General features: G+C 72.7%; 28 protein-coding genes. 13 read left to right on the top strand and 15 right to left on the bottom strand.

Annotated elements, in window-relative coordinates; translation table 11 throughout:
* The first annotated feature begins 111 nt into the window (after positions 1-111).
* Both IGA62_RS30250 and IGA62_RS22695 read left to right on the top strand, forming a co-directional pair.
* Complete coding sequence (locus IGA62_RS30250) at positions 112-279, top strand: hypothetical protein (RefSeq protein ID WP_232624746.1); 168 nt, start codon at positions 112-114, stop codon at positions 277-279.
* Positions 269-1,468: a helix-turn-helix domain-containing protein gene (locus tag IGA62_RS22695; RefSeq protein WP_232624747.1), complete on the top strand. Its 1,200-nt coding sequence runs from the start codon at positions 269-271 to the stop codon at positions 1,466-1,468. Before IGA62_RS30250 ends, IGA62_RS22695 begins: the two co-directional genes overlap by 11 nt.
* An 81-nt stretch (positions 1,469-1,549) precedes the next feature.
* On the opposite strand, the gene IGA62_RS22700 is transcribed toward IGA62_RS22695, so the two are convergent.
* Positions 1,550-2,227, bottom strand: a complete 678-nt coding sequence (locus IGA62_RS22700) for a hypothetical protein (RefSeq protein ID WP_198501099.1) — start codon at positions 2,225-2,227, stop codon at positions 1,550-1,552.
* A gap of 246 nt (positions 2,228-2,473) precedes the next feature.
* On the opposite strand from IGA62_RS22700, the gene IGA62_RS22705 reads away from it, so the two are divergent.
* The 3 genes from IGA62_RS22705 to IGA62_RS22715 all read left to right on the top strand — a co-directional run bounded on the left by IGA62_RS22705 (position 2,474) and on the right by IGA62_RS22715 (position 3,421).
* Positions 2,474-2,953: a DUF2975 domain-containing protein gene (locus IGA62_RS22705; RefSeq protein ID WP_145818940.1), complete on the top strand. Its 480-nt coding sequence runs from the start codon at positions 2,474-2,476 to the stop codon at positions 2,951-2,953.
* Positions 2,953-3,159: a helix-turn-helix domain-containing protein gene (locus tag IGA62_RS22710; RefSeq protein WP_107256509.1), complete on the top strand. Its 207-nt coding sequence runs from the start codon at positions 2,953-2,955 to the stop codon at positions 3,157-3,159. Before IGA62_RS22705 ends, IGA62_RS22710 begins: the two co-directional genes overlap by 1 nt.
* 97 nt (positions 3,160-3,256) lie before the next feature.
* Entirely contained in the window at positions 3,257-3,421 is a 165-nt protein-coding gene (locus IGA62_RS22715) for a hypothetical protein (RefSeq protein ID WP_186499935.1), read from the top strand.
* Positions 3,422-3,450: 29 nt separating this feature from the next.
* Here the strand turns inward: IGA62_RS22715 and IGA62_RS22720 are convergent, their stop codons facing one another.
* The 6 genes from IGA62_RS22720 to IGA62_RS22745 all read right to left on the bottom strand — a co-directional run bounded on the left by IGA62_RS22720 (position 3,451) and on the right by IGA62_RS22745 (position 10,632).
* Positions 3,451-3,882: a hypothetical protein gene (locus IGA62_RS22720; protein WP_145818939.1), complete on the bottom strand. Its 432-nt coding sequence runs from the start codon at positions 3,880-3,882 to the stop codon at positions 3,451-3,453.
* A gap of 229 nt (positions 3,883-4,111) precedes the next feature.
* Positions 4,112-5,308 (bottom strand): M24 family metallopeptidase, encoded by a 1,197-nt coding sequence (locus tag IGA62_RS22725; protein ID WP_198501100.1) that lies wholly within the window; start codon positions 5,306-5,308, stop codon positions 4,112-4,114.
* 10 nt (positions 5,309-5,318) lie between these two features.
* A complete protein-coding gene (locus IGA62_RS22730) occupies positions 5,319-6,368 on the bottom strand; it encodes a PLP-dependent cysteine synthase family protein (protein WP_145818938.1) in 1,050 nt (349 codons plus the stop codon).
* A gap of 93 nt (positions 6,369-6,461) precedes the next feature.
* A complete protein-coding gene (locus IGA62_RS22735) occupies positions 6,462-8,297 on the bottom strand; it encodes an asparagine synthetase B family protein (RefSeq protein WP_145818937.1) in 1,836 nt (611 codons plus the stop codon).
* A gap of 88 nt (positions 8,298-8,385) precedes the next feature.
* On the bottom strand, positions 8,386-8,811 hold the full coding sequence (locus tag IGA62_RS22740; RefSeq protein WP_232624748.1) for a SchA/CurD-like domain-containing protein: 426 nt from the start codon (positions 8,809-8,811) through the stop codon (positions 8,386-8,388).
* Positions 8,812-9,048: 237 nt separating this feature from the next.
* A complete protein-coding gene (locus IGA62_RS22745) occupies positions 9,049-10,632 on the bottom strand; it encodes a multicopper oxidase family protein (RefSeq protein ID WP_145818936.1) in 1,584 nt (527 codons plus the stop codon).
* A gap of 162 nt (positions 10,633-10,794) precedes the next feature.
* Between IGA62_RS22745 and IGA62_RS22750 the strand changes: the two genes are divergently transcribed.
* Together IGA62_RS22750 and IGA62_RS22755 are read left to right on the top strand one after the other, a co-directional pair.
* Positions 10,795-11,529, top strand: coding sequence for a maleate cis-trans isomerase family protein (locus tag IGA62_RS22750; protein WP_145818935.1), 735 nt, complete (start codon positions 10,795-10,797; stop codon positions 11,527-11,529).
* A gap of 125 nt (positions 11,530-11,654) precedes the next feature.
* Positions 11,655-12,755, top strand: a complete 1,101-nt coding sequence (locus IGA62_RS22755) for a threonine synthase (RefSeq protein ID WP_145818934.1) — start codon at positions 11,655-11,657, stop codon at positions 12,753-12,755.
* Positions 12,756-12,917: 162 nt separating this feature from the next.
* Here the strand turns inward: IGA62_RS22755 and IGA62_RS22760 are convergent, their stop codons facing one another.
* Positions 12,918-13,271: a DUF6059 family protein gene (locus tag IGA62_RS22760; protein WP_145818933.1), complete on the bottom strand. Its 354-nt coding sequence runs from the start codon at positions 13,269-13,271 to the stop codon at positions 12,918-12,920.
* Between the two features lie 225 nt (positions 13,272-13,496).
* Here IGA62_RS22760 and IGA62_RS22765 point away from each other — a divergent pair, with 225 nt between their 5' ends.
* Positions 13,497-13,835, top strand: coding sequence for a PadR family transcriptional regulator (locus IGA62_RS22765; RefSeq protein WP_145818932.1), 339 nt, complete (start codon positions 13,497-13,499; stop codon positions 13,833-13,835).
* Between the two features lie 152 nt (positions 13,836-13,987).
* On the opposite strand, the gene IGA62_RS22770 is transcribed toward IGA62_RS22765, so the two are convergent.
* Positions 13,988-14,650, bottom strand: coding sequence for a permease prefix domain 1-containing protein (locus IGA62_RS22770; RefSeq protein WP_232624749.1), 663 nt, complete (start codon positions 14,648-14,650; stop codon positions 13,988-13,990).
* Between the two features lie 210 nt (positions 14,651-14,860).
* Between IGA62_RS22770 and IGA62_RS22775 the strand changes: the two genes are divergently transcribed.
* The gene (locus tag IGA62_RS22775; protein ID WP_145818931.1) at positions 14,861-15,391 is read left to right on the top strand and encodes a GNAT family N-acetyltransferase; all 531 of its coding nucleotides are present in this window, start codon (positions 14,861-14,863) and stop codon (positions 15,389-15,391) included.
* 75 nt (positions 15,392-15,466) lie between these two features.
* On the opposite strand, the gene IGA62_RS22780 is transcribed toward IGA62_RS22775, so the two are convergent.
* Positions 15,467-15,991 carry a general stress protein gene (locus IGA62_RS22780; RefSeq protein WP_377465159.1) on the bottom strand — a complete coding sequence of 175 codons (525 nt, stop codon included), beginning with the start codon at positions 15,989-15,991 and terminating at the stop codon, positions 15,467-15,469.
* Between the two features lie 385 nt (positions 15,992-16,376).
* On the opposite strand from IGA62_RS22780, the gene IGA62_RS22785 reads away from it, so the two are divergent.
* The gene (locus IGA62_RS22785) at positions 16,377-17,156 is read left to right on the top strand and encodes a glucose 1-dehydrogenase (RefSeq protein ID WP_145818930.1); all 780 of its coding nucleotides are present in this window, start codon (positions 16,377-16,379) and stop codon (positions 17,154-17,156) included.
* 55 nt (positions 17,157-17,211) lie between these two features.
* Here the strand turns inward: IGA62_RS22785 and IGA62_RS22790 are convergent, their stop codons facing one another.
* Positions 17,212-18,576: a glycoside hydrolase family 6 protein gene (locus IGA62_RS22790; protein WP_190289198.1), complete on the bottom strand. Its 1,365-nt coding sequence runs from the start codon at positions 18,574-18,576 to the stop codon at positions 17,212-17,214.
* A gap of 158 nt (positions 18,577-18,734) precedes the next feature.
* Between IGA62_RS22790 and IGA62_RS22795 the strand changes: the two genes are divergently transcribed.
* The gene (locus IGA62_RS22795; RefSeq protein ID WP_145822058.1) at positions 18,735-19,244 is read left to right on the top strand and encodes a metallophosphoesterase family protein; all 510 of its coding nucleotides are present in this window, start codon (positions 18,735-18,737) and stop codon (positions 19,242-19,244) included.
* On the opposite strand, the gene IGA62_RS22800 is transcribed toward IGA62_RS22795, so the two are convergent.
* A complete protein-coding gene (locus tag IGA62_RS22800; RefSeq protein WP_332838474.1) occupies positions 19,151-19,507 on the bottom strand; it encodes a DUF3072 domain-containing protein in 357 nt (118 codons plus the stop codon). The two genes, IGA62_RS22795 and IGA62_RS22800, sit on opposite strands and share 94 nt — an antisense overlap.
* Before the next feature lie 72 nt (positions 19,508-19,579).
* Between IGA62_RS22800 and IGA62_RS22805 the strand changes: the two genes are divergently transcribed.
* The gene (locus IGA62_RS22805) at positions 19,580-20,518 is read left to right on the top strand and encodes an NAD(P)/FAD-dependent oxidoreductase (RefSeq protein WP_145822057.1); all 939 of its coding nucleotides are present in this window, start codon (positions 19,580-19,582) and stop codon (positions 20,516-20,518) included.
* A 156-nt stretch (positions 20,519-20,674) separates the two neighbouring features.
* Here the strand turns inward: IGA62_RS22805 and IGA62_RS22810 are convergent, their stop codons facing one another.
* The 3 genes from IGA62_RS22810 to IGA62_RS22820 all read right to left on the bottom strand — a co-directional run bounded on the left by IGA62_RS22810 (position 20,675) and on the right by IGA62_RS22820 (position 24,897).
* Positions 20,675-21,946 carry a cation:proton antiporter gene (locus tag IGA62_RS22810; RefSeq protein WP_145818928.1) on the bottom strand — a complete coding sequence of 424 codons (1,272 nt, stop codon included), beginning with the start codon at positions 21,944-21,946 and terminating at the stop codon, positions 20,675-20,677.
* A 71-nt stretch (positions 21,947-22,017) separates the two neighbouring features.
* Positions 22,018-22,731, bottom strand: a complete 714-nt coding sequence (locus tag IGA62_RS22815; RefSeq protein ID WP_145818927.1) for an HAD family hydrolase — start codon at positions 22,729-22,731, stop codon at positions 22,018-22,020.
* A 39-nt stretch (positions 22,732-22,770) separates the two neighbouring features.
* Positions 22,771-24,897: an ATP-binding SpoIIE family protein phosphatase gene (locus IGA62_RS22820; RefSeq protein WP_145818926.1), complete on the bottom strand. Its 2,127-nt coding sequence runs from the start codon at positions 24,895-24,897 to the stop codon at positions 22,771-22,773.
* Between the two features lie 187 nt (positions 24,898-25,084).
* Here IGA62_RS22820 and IGA62_RS22825 point away from each other — a divergent pair, with 187 nt between their 5' ends.
* Positions 25,085-25,951: a mechanosensitive ion channel family protein gene (locus IGA62_RS22825; protein ID WP_145818925.1), complete on the top strand. Its 867-nt coding sequence runs from the start codon at positions 25,085-25,087 to the stop codon at positions 25,949-25,951.
* Positions 25,952-26,047 lie beyond the last annotated feature (96 nt).

The following is a 26,047-nucleotide window of genomic DNA, read 5'->3' on the forward strand; positions in this document are numbered from 1 at the left end:
GCAGGTCCCTCCGTGGGTGATCCGGTCGTCGTCGCGCCCTCAGTCGGGCGCGGCGGCGGTCGGCCCTTCCCCGAGTGCCGCTGCCGCGCCCTCTTTCGAGGAGGGTGTCACGTGGACGGTGCGCAGTCGGAGCCGGAGCAGAACCGCGGTGAGCAGATCGAGGCGGCGGAACGGGAGGCGGCCAAGCAGCGGCTCCTCGACCAGGCCGAGGCGGACCGAATACCGGCGGAGGAGACGACCCGGGCGGTGCCGGAGCGGCGGTGGCGCCGTGGACAGTGATCTCCTCCCGGTCGGGCGTCGGGTGGCGTACTGGCGGGTGCGACGGAAGATGTCGCAGCAGGTGTTCGCCGATCGGCTCGGCAGGTCGAAGAGCTGGGTGGACAAGATCGAGCGTGGTGTCCGCTCGCTGGACAGGGTGTCGACCCTCCGGGACATCGCCGCCGTGCTGCGGATCGACACGGCGGTGCTGCTCGGCCGGGACGCCCGCCCCGCCGACGTGACCGCGCGGGCCGAGGGCGTCGAGCGGATCCGGGTGGCGCTGTCCACGTACGAGATCGCTCTCGGCCGCTCGGCGGTCCGGCACGCGGTGCTGCCCGCCGAGAGGTTGGCCGGGAGTGTCGGGCACGCCTGGACCACCTACCAGCACGCCCGGTACCCGCAGTTGATCGCCATGGTGCCGGAACTGCTGGCGTACGCGCAGCGTACCCACGCGCACGATCCCGGAGCGGGCCGCGCGCCGCTGGTCGAGGCGTACCGGGTGACCACGTCGCTGCTGGTGAAGCTCGGCGAGACGGACGTGGCGTGGCTGGCCGCCGACCGGGCGATGGCGGTCGCCACCGGCGACCCGGTGCTGGTGGCCGCCGCCGCGGTGCAGCTCGGCCAGGTGCTCCGGGCGTCCGGCCGGGCGCGGACGGCCATGTCGGCGATGCTGGCCGCCGCGTACCGGATCGCGCCGCCCGACCCCGACGACGGCGCACCGGCGGAGCTGTCGCTCTGCGGGACGCTGCTGGTGCAGGCCGCGCTGGCGGCGGCCCGGCACGGAGACGACCGCGCCGCCGCCGAGTTGATGGACGAGGCCGGCGACCTGGCGGTCCGGGTCGGTGACGGTCACGACCACCACCGGACCGGCTTCGGGCCGACGGCGGTGGGCCTGGCCCGGGTCGCCGCGGCGGTCGAGCTGGGCGATGGGCAGGACGCGGTCGCCTGGCACGAGAAGACGACCGGACGGGAGGGGTGGCGGTGGCTGCCGCCCGAACACCGCGCGGGGCACCTGATCGACGCCGCGCGGGCGTACCTCCAGACCGACGACGCGGCGAATGCCGGCCGGATGCTGGTCGACGCCGAGCGCGTCGCTCCGGCCGAGATACGCCACCGACCGGCCGCCCGGGAGGTGCTCGCCCGGGTGGCCCGTGACCCGGACGCCCCGGCGACGGTCACCCAGCTCGCCCTCACCCTCGGGGTGGCCTGAAGGTGGGCGGCCCGGCCTGCTCGCGGCCGGTGGCGGAACGAGTCCCCGGCAGGCGGCGGGCCGCCGCGTCGATCTGCCGGATCAGCAGCGCTGCCGCTGGGCCGTGTAGTGGACGCCGACCTTGCCGATCACGGTCAGGTCGGTGAGCGCGGTGTTGGCGGGGCGGCTGACGTAGCACGAGTACCGGTGCTGGTTGATCACCTCAAGGTGGATGTGCGCGCCGCTGTCGCCGTTGACCTGGTAGCAGGTGGACCACCGGAAGCGGCCGGTCTCGCCGAGCTTGGTCCACGGGCCGACCGAGGCCCCCACGACGATGGTGCTGGGCTTGTTGTTCACGTGCATGACGTCCGCCCGGGCGAGGATCGCTCCCGTGGTGGTGTCGCGCGCCTCGAGCCCGATCCGGTAGCCGCCGTCGGCGAGGTTTCCGGTCGCGCATCCCGGCCGTACGGTCACCACCTTCACCGCCACGGGGTGCCCGGCAGCGGTCTTGGTGCCGAACGGGGAGACGACGGTGGCACCCGGGTTGCGGTAGATGTCCACCGCCCAGTCGTTGAGGTATCCCCAGTTGGAGAAGACGATGTGGTGCGAGGACGGCGGGGTCTGGCCGAAGCGGTCCCAGGTGGACGAGCCCTGGATCGGCGGGTAGACGTTCAGTGGGTCGGCCGTGGTGTGCGCGGCGGCGGGGGCGGCCGGGGCGACGGCTGCACCGATGGCGAGTACCAGGGCGGTGGCCGCGCGAGCAAGACCGAATCTCACCATTCCTCCAAGGTGTCCTGTCGCGGTGCCGGTGTCGACGTCCCGGGTCGGGTCGGGACGGGCCCGCGCATCGGGGGGATCCTATATCGAGCAAGATCGTTCTTGACGTTCCGGAGCCTGCGTGGATGAGGTCGCGGGCCGTGAGGAGTGCGGGGGCGTCCGGCACCCGTCCCCGGAGTTCCTCGCGAGCGGCGGGCGGGCTTCACCGAACCGATTGACTTTCGATAGGTTGCGAGCGATAGTCGATGCATGTTGGCTGAGCATCGAGCGGTCGCCCCGCTCAGAGTCTTCCTCGTGGTGCTGTTCGGGATCCTGGTCATGCTCCAGACGTTCTCGCTGCCCGGGCAGTTCGCGCACATGGCCGAGGAGTCCCCGGACTTCGCCTACCTCCGGTGGCCGATGACCGCCGTCTCGGTGTTCTGGGTGCTGTGCGTCCAGGTGGTGATCGTGTCCACCTGGAAGCTGCTCACCCTGGTCGAGCACGACCGCATCTTCAGCGACGTCGCCCTGCGGTGGGTGGACGCGATCGTGTGGGCGATCACCGCCGCCTGGGCGGTGCTGGTGGGTGTCTTCCTGTACGTCGGCTTCAACGCGTCGGACCCCGGTCTGCCGCTCCTGCTGTTCCTGATGGTGGTGGGTGTCGCCGCGCTGGGGCTGCTGATGGTGGTCATGCGGGCACTGCTGCGGCAGGCCACCACGCTGCGCACCGACATGGAGGCGGTGATCTGATGCCCATCGTCGTCCGTATCGACGTCGAGCTGGCCAAACGCAAGATGAGCGTCGGCGAGTTCGCCGAGCGGGTCGGGCTCACGCCCGCCAACGTGGCCGTGCTGAAGAACGGGCGGGCCAAGGCGGTCCGGTTCAGCACCCTGGAGGCCATGTGCCGGGTGCTCGGCTGTCAGCCCGGTGACCTGCTCGAGTGGGTCGAGGAATGACCACGGCACACCACCAGCCCCGCACGGAACACCCGGATCAGGCCGACGCGCGCACCGGCACGTACGGCGGCGGGTTCGGCCCCTCGAAGGAGATCCCATGAAGTTCGTCCTCGCCCTCGTCGTCCTCCTCGGCATCGCGCTCGGCGTCGCCGGCATCGTGCTCGGGGAGGCCGACGACTCGCCGGGCCTCCAGCTCCTGGGCGCCCTGCTCGTCATCGGTGCGATCGGGTACGGCGTGCGGCTCGTCCGACGCAGCGGATAGCGGTACGACCGCGGCACCCGGCCGTCGGCTCACCGGCGGCCGTGGGCCGCCGGGTCCGTGTGGTCGACGTTCCGCGTGGAGAGCGCGAACTGGCACGCGGACTCGACCGCGTCCGTCAGGTGCAGGGTGGTCATGGGTGCCTCGGCCAGTGGTGGCGTGTCGAGGCGGACCGCGTAGCGCGTACGCAGCAGCGTGTCGTCCGGCCACTCCTCGTCGATCTCGACCAGGGCGGGCGGCTCACCGGGCAGCCAACTGCCGGCGGCGGTCCAGGTGTACCGGATCTCGATCTCGTCGTCGCCGGGGCGGGACCAGGTGAGGTGACTGACCGACCCCTCCCCGCCGGCGACGGCCCACGCGCTCCAGCCGGTGCCGTCCGGGCGGAGGCAGAGCCAGCTCGACTCCATCACCCCGTAGTCGTACGGCCTCGTGTCCCAGAGCCCGACGAGGTTCTCGTCCCGCATGCCCCGCATGGTCGCAGGCGCCTGAGGTGGATGCAGGGGGCCCTTCCTACCGTCTGGTGATGAGGAGGGGGCCCCTGCATCCACTCAACCCGCGTTGCATCCACCTGGGCGTGCACGTGTTGCGCATGCCCGGCAACCACCAGGGCGCGCGTGCTGCCGCACCCCGCCGACCACCCGGCGGTGCGCCGGAGCCCGCGACGGACTCCGGCGCACTGCCAAGCAGCGCTGGTCAGTCCAGGACGATCAGGTCCCGGTCCAGGGTGGTGAGCAGCTTGTTGCCGTCGGCGGTCACCAGGAACGGGTCCTCGACCTGCACCGCCCCGAGGCCGAACTCGTAGTAGGGCGTCTCGATGTTGACGACGACCCCCTCCTCGATGGTGTCCTCGTTGTCCGGCGTGACGTTCACCCGGTCGTACAGCTCGACGCCGATGCCGTGGCCGACGTGGTTGCGTCGGTAGTGCGGCACTCCCGCCTCGTGCACGGCCTCGACCACGATCCGGAACAGCTCGCCACCGGTCATGCCGGGCTTGGCCTCGGCGTACCCCCGGTCGCAGCCGGCCTTCATCGCCGCGTAGTACCGGCGCAGTTTCTCCGGCGGCTCACCCAGGTTGACCACCCGGGCGATGTCGGCCCAGTACCCGTCGACCACGCAGCCGACGTCGAACCAGATCGCGTCGCCCCGGCGCAGCGCCACGTCGCTCGGACGGGTCTGCCCGGCCACCCCGCCCCGGCCGATCTTGATGTGGCTGAACTTGGCCCGACCGCCCGCGCCGGCCACCGCCCGCTCGAACTCGCGGACCAGTTCCCGCTCGGTCACCCCGGGCCGGGCCAGCGCGCTGACCGCCTGGATACCCACCTCGGCCACGTTCGCGGCGGCGGTGATGCTGCGCACCTCCCGCTCGGTCTTGACCTTGCGGGCCCAGCGCAGCGAGTTCGACGCCAGCCGCACGTCGAGCCGGGGCAGCTTCTGCCGCAGCGCGTCGACGTAGCCGTGCGCCACGCCGTCCTCGTCGAGGCCGATCCGCGCCTCGGCGAGCCCGGCCCGGCGCAGCGTCTCCACCAGGGCATCCATCGGGGTCGGCACCACCGGGGCGGCCACCGACGTCTCGGCCAGCCGCCGTTCCCGGTCGGTCAGCTCCACGCCGTCGGGCAGCTCCCGGAAGAAGACGCCGTACCCGATCGCGCCCGCGATCTCGACGGACGCGTCCAGAGCCTGGTCGATGTCGCACCGGGAGGCGACGAAGTGCGGCCGGTCCAGGGCGTCCCGGGTGACCACCGCGTACGCCTGCCCGGTGTGCGGGAAGATCTCCAGGCCGACCGCGGCGACGCCGGTCAGGTAGTAGACGTTCTCGATCGTCGTGGCGACGAGTCCGTCCAGCCCCTGCTCGTCCATGAACCGGGCGAGCCGTTCAACGTTGGCGAACACCTGTCTCTCCTCACCCACTCGTGACCAGGCGGGACACCTGCTCCAGGGTCATCGACGGCCAGGCCGGGTCCTTGGCGGCGGCGACCAGCAGCTCCGTGGTGGCCAGCGCGGCCACCGCGTCACCGAGGCCGTGCGCCCGCAGCCACTCGTCGTCGTACGACTCGCCGAGGTAGTTGCCGCCGTCGTCCGGGGCCACCGCGACGATCCGGGATCCCGGGTTGTGGTGCGCGTGGTGCAGCGCCCCGAAGACCGCCGCGCCGGCCGACTCGCCGACCAGCAGGCCCTCCCGGCGGGCCAGCAGCCGGCTGGCGGCGATCCCCTCGTGGTCGGCCACCAGGTGCACCCGGTCGACCAGTTCGGTCTGGAGGTTCTCCGGCTTCCAGGCGATGCCGAGACCGCGCATCAGCCAGGTCTCGTACGGGAAGCCGAACGCCCGCGACCCCTTCGCGTCGACCCCCACCGTGACCATGTCGGGGAGCTTCTTCTTCAGGGTCTCGGCGAGCCCGCTGATGTGACCGCCGGTGCCGACCGCCGCGACCAGCGCGTCGAACTGGCCGACGTCGTCGAGGATCTCGTACGCGGTCTGCTCCGCGTGGATCTTCGGGTTGGCCGGGTTGTCGTACTGGTTGGGCCAGAACGCGCCGGGCGTGGAGGCCAGCAGCTCGTGCACGCGGTTCAGCCGGGGCCGCTGGTAGCCGGTCTCGTCCGGCTCCTTGACGATCTCCAGCTCGGCGCCGAAGGCGGAGACGTACTCCACCATGGAGGCCGGTGCCTTCGGGTCGGTGACCAGGATGACCCGGTACCCGCGGGCCGCGCCGATCAGCGCGAGCCCTTTGCCGGTGTTGCCGGAGGAGGACTCGATGATGGTGCCGCCGGGCTTGAGCCGCCCGTCGCGCTCCGCCTCCAGCACCATGGACAGCGCGGTACGGTCCTTGACGCTGCCCGCCGGGTTGCGGGATTCGAGCTTGAGCAGGATCTCCGAGCCGTTGTCGACCCGGATCCGGTTGAGCCGGACCACCGGGGTACGGCCGATTGTGTCCAACACACTGTCATTGATCATGTCGTACCCCTACGCCGTGAAGTCGCCGATGCGAGCGGATTGGTGACGGTCGTGCGGGGAGCGGTCGACGCGTGTGCCGCTCAGGAGGCGGCGTTACAGCGCCAGCCGTACCCGGTAGTGGTGCAGCCAGAGGTTGAGCTGGAGGGTCAGCTCGGCCGCCGCGCGGGCGAGCCGGTCCTTGGCCAGTCGCGGCGCGTCGTCGGCGAGTGCCTTCGACGCCTCCAGGTCGATCAGCGGACGGACCGGGGCGTCCGGGTCGGCGAGGATCGCCCGGAACTCCTCCTGGAGTCGTTGCGCGTAACTCGGGTGGTTGCTGACCGGCGTCGCGCTCTGCCGGCGCTTCAGTACCTGCTCGGGCAGCAGGTCGGCGACCGCCGCGCGGAGCAGGCTCTTCTCGATGCCGGCGTGGTGCTGGAACGGCGCCGGGATGTTGTAGGCGTACTCGACGAGCTTGTAGTAGTTGATCGGCGCGCGGGTCTGGAGCCCGGCCGCGGCGAACACCGACGAGTCCAGGGGACCCCGGGTGAGCACCAGGTACGAGACGCGGCGCATGTTCCGCTGCCACTCGTCCTCGCCCGGCAGGTACTCGATCTCGCCGATCGCCTTGTGGTACTCGTCGGCGTAGTAGTTCCGCAGGTCCAGTGCGGCGAGGGTGTCGGCGTTGAGCAGCGCGGTGCCGAAGCCGTTCGTCGCGCCGAAACGCTGGGCCAGCGCGATCCACGGGAACGTGCCGGACTCCACCAGGCCCTGGTCGGTGGACCAGCGGGCGCCCTGGAAAAGCTGGTCACCCGCGCCGCCGGTGAGGACGATCTTGCCGCCCTGCGCCCCCGCGTGCTGGATGAACAGGTACTGCGACGTCTCCATGTCGTAGATCCGGGTGGGGGCGTCCTTGGCCCGGAGCATGCCCTGCCGGATGATCGGGTGCAGGATGTCGGTCGACTCCAGCTCGACCAGGTTGTGCACCGAGTCGATCATGTCCGCGACGGCCTGCGCGTACGGCGAGTCGCGGGTGTCACGCATGACGTCCGCCTCGAACTCGCTGGACTTGAAGTCCACCGTGTACGTCCGCAGCTTGTCGCCGCCCCGGCGGCGCAGCTCGGCCGCGGCCAGCGCCGCCACCGAGGAGGAGTCGATGCCGCCGGAGAGGGTGGCCACCAGCCGGGACGTGTCGGCGGGCAGGGTCTCCCGGATGCTGTCCTCCAGCATCCGGCGGACGGTGGCGGTGGTGCTCTCCAGGTCCTCCTCGTGCGGGCGGGAGGAGAGCTTCCAGTACGTCCGCTTGTTCCAGCCGGCCCGGCCGAACCGGGCGATCTCGGCACCCTTGATCGACTCCAGGCCCTTGAAGAGCGGGCCCGGCGGCAGCGCGTGGGAGATCGCCTCGCGCAGCCCGGACGCGTCCAGGACGGCGTCGACCTCCGGGTGGGCCAGCAGGGCCTTGCGCTCGGTGGCGAAGATCAGGCCGGTGGAGGTGTGGGTGTAGTACAGCGGCTGCTGGGCCAGCTGGTCGCGGGCCAGCACCAGTTCCTCGGTGCGCGCGTCCCAGATGACGATCGCGAACGGGCCGGCCAGCCAGGGGATGAACTCCACCCCCCACTGCTGGTACGCCGCCGAGATCAGCTCGACCGCCGGGGTCTCCGGGGCGAAGCCGCGCCCGGCCGAGCGCAGCCGCTGCCGCAGGTCGTCGAGGTGCAGCGGCGCGCCGGTCACGGCGGCGACCACCGGGGCGCCGTCGACCTCGGTGACGAACGGCTGCCGGCCGCCCGCGCCGTCCGCGTCGAGGGTGCGGTAGCCCAGCGCGGCGCGCGGCGAGACCCACACCGCCTCGCCGTCCGGGCCCCGCTGGGCCAGCGTCGCCGTGAGCATCGTGACGACGGGTCGGTCCAGGACCAGGTCCCGGGTGAAGTCGATCCAGCCAAAAACGCCAGACATGGAGCTACCTTTCCGCGCTGATCGGGGTGGGGGAGAGGGCGGTTGCCGGTGGCCGACGCCACCGGCAACCGATTCGCCGAGGAGCCGGTCAGCCCTGCTGCGCGCCGGCCGGCACCGGACCGGGGTAGTTGTCCTTGGTGAGCTGCGCGATGCAGCGCATGTTGGCGTTGCGGAAGTACTCGGCGAACTTCTCCGGAGTGCTGGTGTCCCGCTGGGTCTTCAGGTACTTGGCGAGCTTGCCCTCGAGGTCGTGCACGCCGCTCTGCTGGCCCATGTGCCGGCCGATGGCGCGGAAGTCGCCCTCGTAGTGGATGACCCGGATGACGATCTCGCCGCTGATGAAGACGGCGCTGCCCAGCAGCTGGCCGACCTCCTCGCCCTGCTCGTTCTTCAGGACCGGGGTGCTGACCCGGCGGAAGTTCGCGAAGATCTCGGCGATCTCGTCCTCGTGTCCGGGAATGACGTCGTACCTGATCGCGGCGTACGGCATGCTCGCGTCCTTTCGCGTGGTCATCGTGTGCGGCGGGTGCCCTGACGGGGCGGGCCTGGTGATCGCCAACTCCGCCGCAGCGCACGTTTCCACCGCCGGCTCGAAGGCGGATTGGGAAGGGCTCAAGCCAGGTGGGCCCCGCTGTCCCCGGCACCCGCCGCCACCCGTCGCCGACCGACACCCCTCGACGGGTACGCAGACGGCGACCGGCGCGCACCCTGCTCGGGTACGCGCCGGTCGCCGCAGCGGTCGTGCGGGGGATCAGACCACTTCGAGGTTGCTCATCATGACCATGTCCTCGTGTTCGAGGTTGTGGCAGTGGAAGACGTACTTGCCCTTGTAGCCGGTGAACTTGGCCAGCACCTCGACCACCTGGCCGGGCAGGATGTCGACGGTGTCCTTCCAGCCGGCGTCCCGGGCCGACGGTGGCCGGCCCTGACGGCTGAGCACCTGGAAGTGGGCCAGGTGCAGGTGCACCGGGTGGTGGACGTCGGTGACCAGCTTCCAGATCTCCACCGAGCCGAGCTTCGGCTGGGCGTCGATCCGGTTCGGGTCGAACGGCTTGCCGTTGACCGCCCAGATCTGCTTGCCGCCGGAGACCCCCTGGCCGAACAGGAACTGCCGGGTCTGGACGGCCATCGAGCGGTCGAGCTGCTCGAAGTCGGCCAGCCGGCTCGGCACCGTGCTGTCGTCCGAGGCGCTCCGGGCGACGTGGAACTGCATGACGGCGCCCAGCTTGCCGCTGTCCAGCTCGTTGCGGAGGGTGACCTTCGTGCCGACCTTGAACTTCGAGAAGTCGATGACCAGGTCGTACCGCTCGGCCGGGGCGATCTCGATCTTGTCGTGCCCGATCGGCGCGCCGAGCAGCCCCGAGTCACTGCCGACCTGGACGAACGAGCTGCCGTCGCTCGGCTTCGGGTCGAGGCTCAGGCCGTACCGCCGGGCGTTGGATCCGTTGAGGATCCGGAACCGGTACCGGGTGTTGGTGACGTCCATGATCGGCCACGGGGCACCGTTGACCAGGATGACGTCGCCGAGCACCCCGTTGGAGAACTGCCCGGTCACCCCCGGGTCGTGCAGGTTGTGGTCGGCGGAGGGGTACCGGAACGAGCCGTCCTCGGAGAAGGCCCGGTCGCAGATGAACAGGGGCACCTCCCGCTCGCCCTTGGGCAGCGGCAGGGCGTCCTCCTCGTCGTCCCGCACGAGGTGGAAGCCGGCGAGCCCTCGGTAGACCTGGGGACCGGTGAAGTCCATCCGGTGGTCGTGGTACCAGAGCGTGGCGGCGGGCTGGTCGAGCGGGTAGATGTAGTCCTTCGTGCCCTGGCTGGTGTTGCCGGGGGCCATGTTGTGGCCGGGCATGCTGCCGCCCGGCTCCCAACCGCCGTTGGGCAGGATGTAGTCGATCGGGTAGCCGTCGTGCTCGGGTGGGGTCTTCCCGCCGTGCAGGTGCACCACCACCGGCACGGAGAGCTCGTTGCGGTGCCGGACCACGGTGCGCCGGCCCGCGCGTGACTCGATCGTCGGCCCGGGGAAGGTGCCGTTGTAGCCCCAGATCTCGGTCTGGTGCCCCGGAATGATCTCCACTTTGGCGGATCGTTGGGTAAGTTCGTAGAAGTCGGTGGTGCCGTCGGAGTTGGTCGGCTTGAGCACCTGCGGCCGGGGGAGAGGGACCTGGAACGGCTCCGGGACGTCGAGTTCACTCTCCATCTTGGAGCCGGTGCTGGAGCCGGACCGGGTGCCGAGGTTGTCGCCGAGCTTGTCGCCGAGGTCCGAGCACCCGGCGATGGGGACGGCGGCGGCTGCGCCGCCCGCCAGTTGGATCAGACGTCGCCGGCTCAGGGTCATGACAGGCTCCTCACGAGGGAGACCGGCGGGTATGACAGCCGGTCACATCCTACTAAGCTACACGTAGCCACCCTACCTAAACCGAATGGTGGGTGGCGGGGTCGTCCGCCCGGTGCGCATGGACTCGTCCGGCGCTCGAGCGGATCTCGCTACCGTCCGATCATGGCGGAGACCACCAACCACCGCGATCCCGAGTGGACCCACCGACTCGGGTTCCTGGTGCCCAGCGTGAACACGGTCATCGAGCGTGACCTGCGGCTGAGCCTGCCCACGACGGTCAGCGCGCACGTCGCCCGGATGTCCATCACGCGGGACACCCCCGAACAGCTCGCCGCGCTCGCCGACAGCGTGCCCGAGGCGGCGCGGATGCTCGCCCACGCCGCCGTCGACTCGATCGTCTTCGCCTGCACCAGTGGCAGTCTCTACCACGGGCTCGGCTACGACGCCGAGATCACCGAGCGGATCACCGCCGCCTCCGGCCGGCCCGCCTCCACCACGTCCACCGCCGTGGTGGCGGCGCTGCGGTCGCTCGGCCTGACCCGGGTGGTGCTCGTCACGCCGTACGAGCCCTGGCTCGACGACCTGGTGGCGACTTTCCTGGGCGCGCACGGCATCGAGGTGACCGCCACCGCCGGCCCGGCCCTGCCGGACCCGCTGGACACCGCGTCCGTCCCGCCGGAGGGGATCGCCGCCGCGGTCGTCGATCCCGGTGCCGCCGACGGCATCTTCATCAGCTGCACCGCGTTCCGGGGGCTGGAGGCCGCCCGGATCCTGCGCGAGCGCTTCGGCCTACCGGTGGTCTCCAGCAACGAGGCGACCTGCTGGGAGGGGCTGCGGCTGGCCGGCCGGGCCCCGGACACCTTTCCGCTCGACGGGTACGCCGGACTGTGCCGCTGAGCCCCCGGGCGGCCCGGGTCGGTCCCGTGAGCGGGCGGTGGCGCTCCGCCTAAACTGGACGCTTCCACGGGCGTCCCGGCCGGGTCCACCCGACCGGCGTCCGTCCATCCTGGTCCGGGAGAAGCATGCCCACGATTCAGAACCCGCGCCTGGCGGGGCTCGCCTGTATCCGTTGCGACCGCCGGTACGAGGTGGCCGACCACTCGACCGGGTGCCCGGCCTGCCTGGCCGAGGGCAGACCGATGAACCTGGAGTGCGTGTACACCCCGGGCGAATCCACCGGGGTCGACCAGCCCTACCTGCGGCCGGTCACCCTCGGCGAGGGGCGTACGCCGCTGCTGACCGACGTCGCCGGGGCCGTGCCCGGGCTGGACGTCGCCCTCAAGTGGGAGGGCGCCAACCCGACCGGCTCGCACAAGGACCGCTTCAGCGCGGTGGTGGTGAGTCGGGCGCTGTACGCCGGCTACGAGGGGATCGTGGCCGCCTCCTCCGGCAACGCCGGGGTGTCGCTGGCCACCTACTGCGGTCGGGCGGGGCTGCGCTGCGAGATCGCGGTCACCGACGACACCCCGGCCCGGGTGGTGGAGCTGATGCGCGACCTCGGCGCGGAGGTGGTCTCCTTCCCCCGCAGCGAACAGCGCTGGGAGCACGTCGCCGCCTACCGCGACTCCCGGACCATGCTGCCGGTCACCAACTTCGTCGTCCCCCCGGTCGGCAGCAGCCCGTTCGGCATCGAGGGGTACAAGCTGGTCGCCGAGGAGATCCTCGTCGACCGGGACGGCCGGGCACCGGAGTGGGTGGTGGTGCCGGCCTCCCGGGGCGACCTCGCGTGGGGCATCCACCTGGGGTTCCGGGAGCTGCTCGGAGCCGAAGCGGTGCCCCGGATCTGCCTGGTGGAGCCCTTCCCCCGGGTCGCCGCGGTGCTCGCCGGTGCCGACCTGTACGCGACGTTCCCGGGCAGCACCCGGGCCATGCCGTCGCTGGGCGGCAACCAGCTCGCGGCCCAGGCCGTGGAGGCGGTCCGGCGCTCCGGCGGGCAGGCCGTGGCGGTGGACGACGAGAGCGTCCTCGCCGAGACCCGTCGCCTCTGGCGGGCCGGGTTCCCGCTGGAACCGAGCAGCGCGGCCGGTCTGGTCGCCGTCTCCCGGTCCCTGGCCGCCGGGACGATGACCCCGGAGTCCGACGTGGTCGTCGTGGCCACCGCGCACGGCCTCAAGGGCATGTGAACCGACCGCCGCCGGCCGGCGGCGGTGCCCCGGCTGGTGGTGCGTCGGCGGCGGTGCCCGTGGTCCGGTCGGTGGTGCGTCGGCAACGTGCCCGTGGTCCGGTGTTTCGTCAACGGTGCCGCCGCCCCGCTCTCCGCAGGGGCGGCGGCCACGTGCCGGCGGTCAGCGCAGCTGCGACCAGAGTCGGCGTTCCACCGGCGTCGGGGGGACGTGGGGGATCAACCGCTCCGGGTGTCCGGCCGGCGGTGCGCCCGGTTCCGTCCCCGACCATGGGGTGCCCGGCTCCACCGGCGACGGCGGGAGCCCCGGCTCGCCGCTCGCCGGCCGGGTGGCATCGGTGACCGTCCCACCGGACGGCACGGGCCCGCCCGTCGGTGGGGTGGCCGGGGGAAAGGCCTCGGGCGGCAGGGGCGTGCCGATGAGCGCCGCGCCGAACGCCTTCAGCCCGGAGAACAGCTCCCGGGCGACGCTGACGGTCAGCCGGCCACACCTGCTCAGAACCCTGTACGCGTCCATCCCGCCGTCCTCGTCCGCACGTCGTGTCGCGGTGACGAGGGGCCGCCGGGTGTCGCACGGCCCGCCGTCTCCCGGCGCGGCACAAGAATGATCGGGACGACTCGATGCGCGGTCGAGAGGCGGTGGCGGGGACCGGTGGGACACGCGGGGCAGAGCCCTGAACATCCCGAATAGGGTATCTACCTGTAGCTGGGCTACCGTACCGCGTTCGTGTAGATTGGCTACATGAGGCCAAACGCGTTGCGGGGGCACCTCGACGCCCTGATTCTCTCCGTCCTGGAGCGGGAGTCGCTGCACGGTTACGCGATCATGGAAGCTCTCCAGGCCCGCAGCGGCGGCGCGCTCGACTTGCCGACCGGCACGCTCTACCCGGCCCTGCGCCGGCTGGAGCGGGCAGGCTACGTGCAGAGCGAGTGGAGCACAGTCAGTGGCCGTAAGCGCCGGACGTACCAGCTCACCGCCTCCGGGCGGCGGGCCCTGGCGGACGAGCGCTCCGAGTGGCGGGACTTCGCCGCAGTGGTCGAGGGCGTGCTGCGTCCCGGCACGGCGGTGGGCTTCGCCTGAGTCGACCCGGTGCCGCCCGGTCCCGGGCGGCACCGGACCGGCGACCCGAACCGCTGCGGGACGCCGGATGGCGCGTGCCCCGGCCGCACGGCGGACGTGGGTCGTCCGCCCGAGCGAGGCCGCCTCGGCGGGTGTCGCACCGGGGCGTCCGGTCAGGCGGCGCTCAGGCAGTTCCGGCCGGAGACGCCGATCCCGGCCAACGGGATACCGAGGAACACCAGCGCGCTCGGCAACCCGGCGACACTCATCAGGGCGTGCGGGGTGAGCGCGGTCAGCAGCACCCCGAGCACGGAGAAGACCACGCAGACCGCGAAGGCGAAGACCCCGGTGACCCGGACGAGCCCCCGGCGGGCGCCGAGGTACCGCACCCCGTAGCCGGCGGCGGTGGCGACCAGGATCGCGGCGAACAGGGTCGCCGAACCCATCCAGCTGACCGTCTCCTCGACCAGCCGGTAGCCGGGGCTGTGGTATCCCACGCCGCCGGCCAGGTGCCGGGTCAACCGCCACAGCACCGGCTGCGCGGCCAGCACGAAGAAGATCAGCAGAGCGGTACGGCGCCCCTGGGCCAGACCCAGTTCGGTCTGGTAGTCGCAGGCGATCTCGGGAACCGCCCCGAACTCGGCGACCGCCCGCCGTTCGGCGTCGCGCCGGTCGAGACCGGCGTCCTCGTAGGCGTCGGCCGCATCCAGGAGACCGTCCCGCGCCTCCGCGAGGAGATCGGCCTTGGTCGCCCGGGGGCCGCGGAGGGCCTTGTCCAACTCGGCGACGTATGCCTCGATCATGTCCATCCGGAGCAGCTCCCTCGCCGGGACCATCGCATGGACGAGTATAGGCAAGCCGGGGCTCACGTTTTCCTCAGGGAACGCCCCGAGATGACCCCTAGCTTCCCCCTCGGGGACGGCCCCGGCAGTTCCGGATTCCACGTTTCCGCCGCTCAACCCCCATTGATGGATCGGCTCAGCGGCGGGATGGTGGCGAGGAAATCCCGCACATGGGACCGGCGTGGCGTGCAAGACTCCCGCCCCGTGGAACATGTCGAGCTGAACACCCCTGAACTGCTGCTGCGTCCCTGGCGGGAGGAGGACGCCGCAGACGTGCTCGCCGCGCTCCGCGATCCGGAGACGGCGCAGTGGAACCCCTCCGCCCCGGGCCTGGACCTGGCCGGTGCCCAGGCCTGGATCCGGGCCCGGGCCGACTGGTCGGCCGGTACGCACGCCTCGTTCGCCGTCACCGATCCGGCGACCGGCGTCCTGACCGGTTCGGTCTCGCTGCACCGCATCCACGGCGACGAGGGCTCGATCGGGTACTGGACGGTGCCCTCGGCCCGTGGGCGGGGCGTCGCCACCGCCGCGGTCCGGCTGGTCACCGGCTGGGCGTTCGGGTCGCTCGGACTGCACCGCATCGAGCTGTGCCACGCCGTGGCGAACGTCGCCTCGTGCCGGGTCGCCGACCGGGCCGGCTACCCGTGGGAGGGGACGCTGCGGGAGTCCCACCGGTACGGCGACGGCCGCCGCCACGACGAACACCTGCACGCCCGGCTCGCCACCGACGAGTGAACGGACCGGAGCCGGCGGGGACTGCGCCCCACCGGCCCCGTCGGGTGGCCGCCCGGCGGCCGTGTCCCGGTCCGGTCACCCGCCCGTACGCCGGGTCGGCGTCAGGTGCATCCGGCCGAGCAGTTCCTGCGCCCGGTCGGCCAACTGGGCGTCGACGATCACCGCGTACTGGCCGGCCCGCAGCGAGCTGGCCGAGGTGAAGTCGCGACGCCCGCCGGTCATGCTGTGGGCGATCGCCCCGAAGACGGCACCCCAGACGGCGCCGACCACCAACCCGACCAGGATGACCGCGACCCAGTTGCCGGCGGTGAAGATGCCGAACAACAGGCCGATGAAGAGCCCGAACCAGGCGCCCGTACCGGCGCCGGCCAGCGCCGCCCGGCCGGTGTTCATCCGGCCGAGCACGGTCTCCACCAGGGTCAGGTTGGTGCCCACGATCGCGGTCTGTTCCACCGGGAACCGGTTGTCCGCCAGGTGGTCCACGACCCGCTGGGCCGACGGATAGTCCGGATACGACCCGATGGTCACGGTGGGACGGCCGCTCTGCGGGCCACGGCCGTCGTCGAGCGGGATCGGCTGGCCGGTGGGACCGGACGGCATCGTGCCAGCGCCTGCCGTCCCGGGCTGCCCGGCAGCGGTCGGAGCCGAGGATCTGGTCATGAGCTGCCTCCTTCGGTCGACCTTCCGCGTTCCCGCCCCCGGCGAGCGGTAACCCCGGTCGGGTCATGGCCGCCGACGGCTCCGGGAACGGGCCGGGAACGGGCCGGGACGCGGCGGCGCAACCGTCCCGGCCGGGAGGCGAATGCCCCAGGGGCCGACCGGGTAGGCGTCGTTCGCCCGGTCGCGCCGGGACGGTCGCCCGGCGGGGCTCCCCCATCCGCTCGTTCTGGCTGGTGGACCGCCGGGCCTGGCCACCGGGCGGCCCCGGGGCGTGGGCGCACCGGCCCGTGCCGACCGGCGCGGGCACGAGGGAGGGAGCAGCATCGTGACCGGACGACTGGCGGGGAAGACCGCCCTGATCACCGGCTCGGACTCGGGGATCGGGCAGGCGACGGCGATCGAGTTCGGCCGGGAGGGCGCCGACGTGGTGGTGCACTACCTGCACGACCGGGACGGGGCGGACCGTACCCGGGACGAGGTCGAGGCGGCCGGCCGGCGGGCGATCGTGGTGCAGGGCGACATCAGCGACGAGCGGCGGGTCGAGTCGATGTTCGACGAGGCGCTGGCCGAGTTCGGCACGCTGGACGTGCTGATGAACAACGCCGGGGTGGACGCCTCCGGCACCTTCGTGGCCGACCTGGACACCGGGACCTGGGACCGGGCGATCCGCACCAACGTGTACGGGTCGTTCTTCTGCTCGCGCCGGTTCGTCCGGCACCGCCGGGAGTCCGGCGGTGGGGGGCGGATCATCAACACCACCTCGATCCACCAGGAGGTGGCCCGGGCCGGTGGCGCGGACTACGACACCAGCAAGGGGGCGATGCTGGAGTTCGCCAAGACGCTGGCCCTGGAGGTCGCGCCGATGCGGATGAACGTCAACAACATCGCGCCGGGCATGGTGCTCACCCCGTTCAACCAGCGGGCGATCGACGACCCGGAGTACCTCGAGGAGCAGGTGCAGAGCATTCCGTGGAAGCGGGCCGCGCAGCCGCACGAGATCGGCCGGTTGGCGGTCTTCCTGGCCAGCGACGAGGCCGACTACGTGACCGGTTCCACGTACGTGATGGACGGTGGGCTGATGCAGAACCAGGGCCAGGGCGCCTGAGGCGACGCGGACGTCCGGGGTGCCCCCGGCCGGTGCGGCCGGGGGCCCGGGTGGGTCAGGTCGTGCAGGCGGTGCCGTCGAGGGTGACCTCCCCGAAGGCGGGGAGGGTGGTGCCGGTGAAGGTGCCCTGGAAGCCGACGGCCACCGTTCCGCCGGTGGGCACGCTGCCGTTCCAGGAGACGTTGCGGACGGTGAGCCGGTTGCCGGACTGGCTCCACTCGCCGTTCCAGCCGTTGGTCAGCCGGACGCCGTCGGCGACGGTGAGGGTGAGCGTCCACCCGGTCAGCGCGGCGCCGCGGTTGGTCACCCGGACCTCGGCGGTGAAACCGCCCGCCCAGGCGTTCGGGGCGATCGTGGCGGTGCAACCACCTCCGGGTGGCGGGGTGGTCGGCGGGGGAGTGGTGGCCGGGGGAGTGGTCGGCGGCGCGGTGGTCGCCGGGGGCGTGGTCGGGCCGGCCGCCATGGCCAGCTCGTACGCCCGCTGGGGGACGAACTGCCCGGCCCCGGCGATGCAGCCGTCCGCCTCACCGGGCAGCTTCACCCAGAGGAAGGCGGCGATCGCGGGGTCGCCGGTGTCGGTGGTGCTCGGCGTCCCGATGGCCCGTCCGGGCGGGTCGCACCACTCGGAACCGGCCGGCCCGTTGCCGTTGCGGCTGGTGTCGACGACGGCCTTGAGCCCGGGGACCCCGGTGGCGGCGATCACCTGCTTGGCGTACGGGACGGCCTCGGCCGTGGTGCGGTAGTTCGACACGTTGACCGAGATGCCGTCCGCGCTGGTCGCGATCTCCGCGCCGACCAGGCGGGCGGCGATGTCGGCGGGCGGGAGCCAGGCGGAGTGTCCGGCGTCGAAGTACACCCGTGCCTGGGCCGAGGCGGCCTTGAGCCGCTTGCCGGCGTACGCCATCGACGCCTTCGTCTCGGCCTGCTGGCCGGCGTTCTGGCAGGTCGTCATCAACGGCAGGACGTCCGGTTCCAGGACGATGGTGGCCGGGCGGCCGGCCAGCCCGGCGGCGACCTGGTCGACCCACTGCCGGTAGGCGGCGTGGCTGGGCGCTCCGCCACCGCTGGCGCCGCTGCAGTCGCGGTTGGGGATGTTGTAGACCACCAGGATCGGGATCTTCCCGGCCGCGGCGGCGGCCCCGACCAGGGCGTCCACCTCGGCGCGTACGGTGGCGGTGTTGGTGGTGGTGAACCAGCGGCCCTGCGGGACGCTGGCGATCCGGTCGCGGATCACGGGGGCGCGCGAGTCGCCCGGGTTGGCGGCGACCCAGGCGGCCGCCGACGTCTTCGGGTCGACGTAGAAGGCGGAGTCGGCCGCCGTGGCGGGCGGTGGCCGGAGCGCGCCCACCGCGATCGTCGTCGCGGCGGCGAAGGCAGCCGTCGCGGCGGTCGCCGCGACGAGTCGGGGGTTGGTTCTCAAATCCCTCTCCTATCGGACATGCCCTATGGAAGCGCTCCCACGCCACCTTCCACGGTACGACTCCCGCCGCCCGAAGTGAAGCCCCACCACGCTCTCGCCCGCCTCCTGCGGCGGACCGGGGGCGGATGGGGAATGCTCGTGGTGTGGCGGAGGTGGGGATGCGGGTGCTGGTCACGGCGGACACCCATGTGCCGAAGCGGGCCCGGGACCTGCCCGAACAACTCTGGGCGGCGATCGACACCGCCGACGTGGTGCTGCACGCCGGTGACTGGGTGGACGTCGCGTTGCTCGACGCGGTCGAGGCCCGGGCCCGCCGTCTGGTCGCCGTGTACGGCAACAACGACGGACCGGCGCTGCGGGCGCGACTACCCGAGGTGGCCCGGGTCGAACTGGCCGGTCTCCGGGTGGCCGTGGTGCACGAGACCGGTCCACGGACCGGCCGGGAGGCCCGGTGCGCCGCCCGGTTCCCCGACTGCGACCTGCTGGTCTTCGGGCACTCGCACATCCCGTGGGACACCGTCGCGCCGACCGGGCTGCGGCTGCTCAACCCCGGTTCGCCGACCGACCGGCGGGCTCAGCCGTATGCCACGTACCTGACCGCCCGGATGGCGGCGGGGCGGCTCGACCGGGTCGAGCTGCACCGCCTGCCCCGCCGGCCGGGGCACTGACCCCGGCCGGTCTCCTCCTGTAACTCGTCGATCCGCCGGGCCGCCTCCGCCTTGGTCAGCCCGTCCGGGACCTCCGCGCCGGCCTCCCGGGAGAGCGTGGCCAGGTACGACTCCTGGGCCGCCGTCGGTGGCTCGTCGCCGGTGACCCACTCGTCCGGGTCCTTGATCGCCCCACGAGGGTTGGCGTGGGCGCTGTCGCGGTCCGCCATCTCTCCACCTTTCCTCGAACAGGTGTGCCAGTACCCGTCGGTGGGTGCCTTCATGCCCCCGGCGCGCCGGGCCGGGGGCCGGCGGGCGGCGCATACGATCACGTGGTGACGGGGGAACGGGCTCGGGTGGTCGTGGTCGGGGCCGGCATCGCCGGCGTGGCGTGCGCGCGGGAACTGGCGGCTGCGGGCGTGCCGGTGCAGATCCGGGAACGGGCCCGGGTGGCCGGCGGCCGGATGGCCAGCAAACGCTTCGACGGTCGCCCCGCCGACATCGGCGCCGCCTACTTCACCGTCAGCGACCCGGACTTCGCCTGCGTCGTCGAGGGCTGGCGCGCCGCCGGCCTGGCCCGGGAATGGACCGACACCTTTCTCGCGTACGGGGCGGACGGCCGGCACGCGGTGCCCGGACCGATGCGCTGGGCCGCGCCGCGCGGGCTGCGTTCCCTGGTGACCGACCTGGCGACCGGACTGCCGGTGACGGTCGACCGGCTGGTGCTCGGCGTGGAGCCGGGGCCGCGCGTCGACGGCACCGGGTGCGAGGCGGTGGTGCTCGCCATGCCGGGCCCGCAGGCGGCGCTCCTGCTCGACCCGACGCTGGCCGACGCCACCCGGGCGGTGCAGGCCCAACAGTGGACGTCCACGCTCACCGCCGTGCTGCGCTTCCCGCGCCGTCGGTGGCCCGACTTCGCCGGGGCGTTCGTCAACGACCACCCCGTGCTGACGCTGCTCTGCGACGACGGCGACCGGCGCGGGGACGGTGAACCCGTGCTGGTCGCCCACACCACCGCCGAGTTCGCCGGGCGGCACCTGCTCCAGCCGACCGCCGCCGCACCCGCCGTCGAGCAGGCCGTGCGGGACCTGCTCGCTCTTCCCGAACCGGCCGACCACGTGCACGTGCACCGCTGGACGTACGCGAAGCCGGCGACCGGGCTGTCCGGGGCGTACCACCTGGACGACGACGGCGTGGGGCTGGCCGGGGACGCCTTCGGCCAGCCCCGGGTGCAGACCGCCTGGCTCTCCGGACGGGAACTGGGGCGGGCGCTGGTCCGCAGACTGACCACCTGACCGCTCGCCCCTGCCTCGCGTCCGCCTCGCTCTGCCCCGCCCCCGCGTCGCCCTGCCCCGCCTCGCGCAGGCGTGGGGTGCGGCGCTGTGGTGTTTGGTGGTTGCAGGGGGCCCTTCCTCACCAAAAAGCGGTAGCAGGGGACCCCTGCAACCACCTCAGGTGAGGGCGGGCTCGGCCTGCTCGGGATCGCCGGTACGCTCACCGGCCCGGTCGAGCATCTGCATGACCGGGGTGGACGCGACACCGTGCACCACCACCGAGACGATCACCACCAGGCCGGCCGTTGCCCAGACCAGGTCGGCCTGCGGGAAATCCGCCTTCGTGGTGGCGTACGCCAGGTAGTAGAACGAGCCGACGCCCCGGATGCCGAAACAGGCGATCACCCAGTGTTCGGCCGGGCGTCCGGGGGCGCCGCGTAGCGACAGCCAGCCGGTGAGCGGCCGGACCACGAAGACCAGCGCCAGGCCGACCAGGGCGGCCTGCCAGGTGAGCGGGGCCAGCAGACCGCCCACCACCGCCCCGCCGAAGAGCAGGAGCAGCAGGACGGTGAGCAGCCGCTCGACCTGCTCGGCGAAGTCGTGCAGCACGGAGTGGAACTGGTGGGTCCGCTCCGCCGCCCGGATCGCCCGGGCGGCCACGAAGACGGCGAGGAACCCGTACCCGCCGATCACCTCGACCAGCCCGTACGCCAGGAACGTCGCGGCCAGCGCGAGGAAGCCCTCGGCGTGCCGGGCCAGCCGCAGCTCGCTCGGCGCGCGGAAGAACAGCTTGCCGAGCAGCCAGCCGACCAGCAGCCCGCCGGCCACCCCGGCGCCGACCTTCCAGAGCAGGTCGACGGTGATCCACTCGGCCAGCCAGTCGGCCGGGGCGAGGCTGGTGGAGGCGATGGCGATGGCCGCGTAGACGAAGGGGAAGGCCAGCCCGTCGTTCAGACCCGCCTCGGAGGTGAGGGCGAAACGGACCTCGTCCTCGGAGTCCTCCACGTCGGTCGGCTCGCCCACCTGCACGTCGGCGGCGAGAACCGGGTCGGTCGGGGCGAGCGCCGCCCCGAGCAGCAGCGCGGTCGCCGGCACGAGCCCGGCCCACCACCAGCCGAGCAGTGCCACGGCCGCGATGCACAGCGGCATCGCGATGGCGAGCAGCCGCCAGGTGGACGACCAGCGCCGCCAGCTCAACGGACGGTCGATCTTGAGGCCGGCGCCCATCAGGGCGACGATCACGCCGACCTCGGTGAGGTGGGTGGCGACGTCCGGGTGGACCAGCGGGTCCGGGATCGGCAGCCCGGTGGGCAACAGGAAGATCACCATTCCGAGGCCGAGGAAGGCGATCGGCATGGAGAGGGGACGCCGCTCCAACATCCGGGGAAGGATCCCGGCCAGCAACGCTCCGATCCCGAGTACCGCGAAAGCGACGTCGACCGGCTCCAAGACTCCACCCCTCGCCTCGCCCGGTGGTGTCCGGGCAGGTGGAGACGAACTGTGCCCCGTCGAACGGGTGGCTATGCCTTCACGTTCATGTTCGTGTCCGTGTCGTCGCGTCGGCGGCTCAGCACCGGGGACTCGGCCAGGTGCGCCAGGAGCGCACCCGGGTCGTCGTAGACCTCGACCGCACCAGCCCCGGCGAGTTCGGCGCGACCGGTGCCACCGCAGGTCAGCCCGATGCAGGGAATACCCAGGCGGCCGGCGGCGGCGACGTCCCAGACCGAGTCACCGACGAAGACCACCCGCTCGGCGGCGAGGCCGGACTGCTCCAGCGCGGCGACCAGGATGTCGGGCGCGGGCTTGCTCCGCCGCGCGTCCGCCGACGAGGTCACGGTGTCGATGACGTCGTCGGCGTCGAGCGCGGCCCGCAGCGCCCGTACCTCGTGCTCGGCCGCGGAGGTGGCGAGCACCACCCGCAGCCCTCGCTCGGCGCAGGCCCGCAGCAGGTCGGCGGCGTGCGGCAGCGGCGTCAGCCGCTCCGCGTACCCGAGGAAGAGGCGGTCGTGGGCGTCGCGGAGCCGGTCGTCCTCGGCCCGGTCGCGTTCCGGCCCGAGCAGGTGGTCGAGGAGGCGGTCCGACCCCATGCCGATGGACCGGTGGATCAGCGCCATCGGCACCGCGTGGTCGAGCTGGCGGAACGCCTCCCACCACGCCACGGTGTGCAGGTACGTGGTGTCGACCAGGGTGCCGTCGACGTCGAACAGGACACCGTCGGAACGCGCGGAGGCCATCGCCTTCCCTTCTGTCGGGGCGGACACACCGCCGCGGCCTCAGCCCGCCGGCGGAATGAGGATCTCGAACCAGACCGTGGAGCCGCGTACCGTCGGATCCGTCCCCCACGCGTCGCTGAGCTGCTCGATCAGCCCCAGTCCGCGGCCCCGGCTGCTCAACGTGTCGGTCTGCGCCTTCGTCACGCTGCCCCGGGTCCCGGAGTCGGCGACCGACACCAGCAGCCGCTCGGGGCTGAGGTCGATCTCGACCCGGGCGGCGGTACCGGCGTGCAACAGGGCGTTGGTGGTCAGTTCGCTGGTGCACAGGACGGCGGCCCCGACGATCGACTCGGGCACCTGCCAGTCGGAGAGCTGCGCGGTCATCCAGTGCCGTACCCGGCTCGGCGCGGTCGGTTCGGCGGGGACCTCCATGCTGGCCGACCGGCTCGGCATCAGCGCGTGCTCCACCGCGAGGACCGCCACGTCGTCCTCGGTCCCGTCGGGCACCGCGGCGGTCGCGACCGCGCAGAGCGCCCGGGGGTCGCCACTGGCCGCACCGGCGATCGCCTCGGCCAGCCCGGTGAGCCCCACCGAGAGGCTCTGCCGGCGGCGCTCGACCACGCCGTCGCTGAACAGCAGCAGGGTGTCGCCGGGTGAGAACCGGACCGTGGTGGTGCCGGGGCGGCAGCCCAGCCCCAGCGGGGCGCCGGTCGGCACGTCGAGGTATTCGGCCGTGGGCTCGTCGTCCGGGGAGGGGCACCGGCGCAGCAGCGGCGCGGGGTGCCCGGCGCTGGCCAGGGTGAGCCGTTCCCGCCCGGCGTCGATCACCCCGAAGACGACGGTCACGAAGAGTTCGTACGTGCCGGCCTCGGCACCCAGGCTGGCAACCAGCCGGTCCAGCCCGGCCAGGACGGCGTCCGGGCGTGGATCGGCCAGCGCCAGGGCACGCAGCGCCGCCCGGACCTGCCCCATCCGGGCCGCCGCCTGCACGTCGTGGCCGGCGACGTCGCCGAGCACGACGCCCAGCCTGCCGTCGGGCAGGACGAAGGCGTCGTAGAAGTCGCCCCCGGCCGCGTTGCCGTCCACGCCCGGGTCGTACCGGGCGGCGATGCGCAACCGGGGCAGGTCCGGCAGGTGCTCCGGGAGCATGCTGCGTTGCAGCAACTGGGCGGTGCCGTGCTGGGTCTCGAACCGGCGGGCGCGCTCGGCCGCCTGCGCGACCAGCTCGGCGGAGGCGGCCAGCAGTGCCCGCTCGGCGGCCGACCAGGGGTGCCCCCGCTGGTACCCGACGCTGAGCCCGCCGTGCAGCACCGGCGTCCGCAGCGGCAGCGCGGCCAGGGCACGGATCTTCTGGTCGTGCCGGTCCACCGCCGCCGCCGCGAGCGGCTGGCCGTCCGTGGTGAACGACGGCACCCCGCTGCGGGCGGTCACCACCAGCGGCAGCGGCGAGTCGTCCGGCGCGCGCCGCCAGAGCGGGGGCAGCCGCTCGTCGGCCTCGTCGAGCAGCTCGCCCCGGATCCGGCGGACGATGCGCCAACCGCCGCCGTCGTCCACCCCGAAGGACACCAGGTCGGCGTCGAACGAGTCGAGGGCGTACCGCAGCGCCACCCGGGCCACGTCGTCCAGGGTGAGGGTGCCGGAGAGCGCGGCGGCCAGCTCGCTGAGACTCTGCAACTGCTCGGTCACCTGGGTGGTCTCGGCCGCCACCGTCAGTACGCCGACCACCGTCCCGCCGCTGTCGCGTACCGGGGAGCAGCCCCGGGTGAAGACCGCCTGCTCGACCCGGCCGGTGCCGTGCCGCAGGATCGGCAGGATCGACTCCTTCTCCAGCACGGACGTGCCCTCGTGGAAGGTGCGTTCGACCAGGTCACCGACTCCGGATAGGGACCAGATCCCGGCGAAGACCTCGGCCGCCGGCCGGCCGATCGCCGGATGGGCCGCGCCGACCAGTTCGGCGTACCCGTCGTTGTAGAGCAGCCGGAACTCCGTGCCCAGAGTCAGCGCCATCGGCACCGGCGAGGCGAGGACCAGATCGACGACGGCCCGGACCGCCGGGTCCCACCGCTCGAGCGGCCCGAGTGGCGTGCCGGACCACGGATGGTCGAGGACGAGCGCCGCCGTGCCGACGCTGGCAGCCCGCGGGATCGGGGCGGGTGAAGCGGGAACGTGCCCGACCGTGCCTGGCATGTGACGCAGCCTATCCGGCGTGGTCCCGTGGCGTTCCGCCTCGTGCCCCGGCCGCTGCCGGGAGTGTTCTGTTCCCGCCGTCCCGACCAGGGCGGACATGTCCGGAAACTGGCTGCTGCCGCTGCGGGTTGGTGCTTCTTCGGCCGGGTATGCGGGCGGCGCAGACCAGGCGACAGGGAGGGACAACATGCGGAAAACCCTCGCGGTCAGGCAGGTCGACATCGGCGACGCCCTGACCGACATGTGGAGGTCGGTGCTGCTCTTCGTACCGAGGGCCATCGCCTTCATCGCGATCCTCGTGGTGGGCTGGCTCATCGCCCGCGCGGTGCTCAAGATCGTGGACACGGTGCTCGAACGGGTGGGATTCGACCGGGCGGTCGAGCGGGGTGGGGTCAAACGGGCGCTGGAGCGCACCCGGTACGACGCCAGTGACATCCTGGCCAGACTGGCGTACTACGCCGTGCTGCTGTTCACCCTGCAGTTCGCGTTCGGGGTGTGGGGGCCGAACGCGATCAGCGACCTGATCTCAGGTGTGGTGGCGTGGCTGCCCAGGGCCTTCATCGCGATCGTCATCGTGGTGGTGGCCGCGGCGATCGCCAACGCCGTCAAGGACCTCGTCAGCGGGGCACTCGGCGGGCTCTCGTACGGCAAGATCCTCGCCGACCTGACAGCGATCTTCATCCTCGCGCTCGGCGTCATCGCCGCGCTGAACCAGGTCGGTATCGCCACCACGGTGACCACTCCGGTGCTGATCGCGGTGCTCGCGACCGTGGCCGGAATCCTGATCATCGGCGTCGGTGGTGGTCTGGTGAAGCCGATGCAGTCCCGGTGGGACCGCTGGCTGGACCGGGCCGCGGAGGAGTCGCGGGCGGTGCAGATGCAGCGGCGGGCCCAGACGGCCGGCCGGATGGACACCGAGCGGCAGATGGCCGACCGGGGTGGTACGGCGCGCATGCCGGCGGGGACGAGCGGGACGCCCGGCGCCTCGGCGACCCCCTACCGCTCCGGTGCCGGGATGGGGGAGGAGACCCAGCAGTTCCGCCGCGCCGAGTGAGCGCTGGTGCGGCACGACCAGGGGAGGACGTCCGGTGCGGGCGTCCTCCCCGCGTTCGGGTGGTGCCGGTGGACGGGTGCCGCGTCGGTTCGGCGC

It is taken from the genome of Micromonospora sagamiensis (assembly GCF_014680085.1).
GTDB classification, from domain to species: domain Bacteria; phylum Actinomycetota; class Actinomycetes; order Mycobacteriales; family Micromonosporaceae; genus Micromonospora; species Micromonospora inyonensis.

Excerpts from the sequence above, each read along its gene's own strand:
- IGA62_RS22825 (WP_145818925.1), top strand. The coding sequence starts at position 25,085 with ATGCGGAAAACCCTCGCGGTCAGGCAGGTCGACATCGGCGACGCCCTG.
- IGA62_RS22720 (WP_145818939.1), bottom strand. The coding sequence starts at position 3,882 with ATGCGGGACGAGAACCTCGTCGGGCTCTGGGACACGAGGCCGTACGAC.
- IGA62_RS22755 (WP_145818934.1), top strand. The coding sequence starts at position 11,655 with ATGCCCACGATTCAGAACCCGCGCCTGGCGGGGCTCGCCTGTATCCGT.
- IGA62_RS22730 (WP_145818938.1), bottom strand. The coding sequence starts at position 6,368 with ATGATCAATGACAGTGTGTTGGACACAATCGGCCGTACCCCGGTGGTC.
- IGA62_RS22705 (WP_145818940.1), top strand. The coding sequence starts at position 2,474 with ATGTTGGCTGAGCATCGAGCGGTCGCCCCGCTCAGAGTCTTCCTCGTG.
- IGA62_RS22780 (WP_377465159.1), bottom strand. The coding sequence starts at position 15,991 with ATGCCGTCCGGTCCCACCGGCCAGCCGATCCCGCTCGACGACGGCCGT.
- IGA62_RS22800 (WP_332838474.1), bottom strand. The coding sequence starts at position 19,507 with ATGAAGGCACCCACCGACGGGTACTGGCACACCTGTTCGAGGAAAGGT.
- IGA62_RS22765 (WP_145818932.1), top strand. The coding sequence starts at position 13,497 with ATGAGGCCAAACGCGTTGCGGGGGCACCTCGACGCCCTGATTCTCTCC.
- IGA62_RS22815 (WP_145818927.1), bottom strand. The coding sequence starts at position 22,731 with ATGGCCTCCGCGCGTTCCGACGGTGTCCTGTTCGACGTCGACGGCACC.
- IGA62_RS22740 (WP_232624748.1), bottom strand. The coding sequence starts at position 8,811 with ATGACCACGCGAAAGGACGCGAGCATGCCGTACGCCGCGATCAGGTAC.
- IGA62_RS22715 (WP_186499935.1), top strand. The coding sequence starts at position 3,257 with ATGAAGTTCGTCCTCGCCCTCGTCGTCCTCCTCGGCATCGCGCTCGGC.
- IGA62_RS22745 (WP_145818936.1), bottom strand. The coding sequence starts at position 10,632 with ATGACCCTGAGCCGGCGACGTCTGATCCAACTGGCGGGCGGCGCAGCC.
- IGA62_RS22760 (WP_145818933.1), bottom strand. The coding sequence starts at position 13,271 with ATGGACGCGTACAGGGTTCTGAGCAGGTGTGGCCGGCTGACCGTCAGC.
- IGA62_RS22795 (WP_145822058.1), top strand. The coding sequence starts at position 18,735 with ATGCGGGTGCTGGTCACGGCGGACACCCATGTGCCGAAGCGGGCCCGG.
- IGA62_RS22750 (WP_145818935.1), top strand. The coding sequence starts at position 10,795 with ATGGCGGAGACCACCAACCACCGCGATCCCGAGTGGACCCACCGACTC.
- IGA62_RS22770 (WP_232624749.1), bottom strand. The coding sequence starts at position 14,650 with ATGGTCCCGGCGAGGGAGCTGCTCCGGATGGACATGATCGAGGCATAC.
- IGA62_RS22820 (WP_145818926.1), bottom strand. The coding sequence starts at position 24,897 with ATGCCAGGCACGGTCGGGCACGTTCCCGCTTCACCCGCCCCGATCCCG.
- IGA62_RS22735 (WP_145818937.1), bottom strand. The coding sequence starts at position 8,297 with ATGTCTGGCGTTTTTGGCTGGATCGACTTCACCCGGGACCTGGTCCTG.
- IGA62_RS22700 (WP_198501099.1), bottom strand. The coding sequence starts at position 2,227 with ATGGTGAGATTCGGTCTTGCTCGCGCGGCCACCGCCCTGGTACTCGCC.
- IGA62_RS22710 (WP_107256509.1), top strand. The coding sequence starts at position 2,953 with ATGCCCATCGTCGTCCGTATCGACGTCGAGCTGGCCAAACGCAAGATG.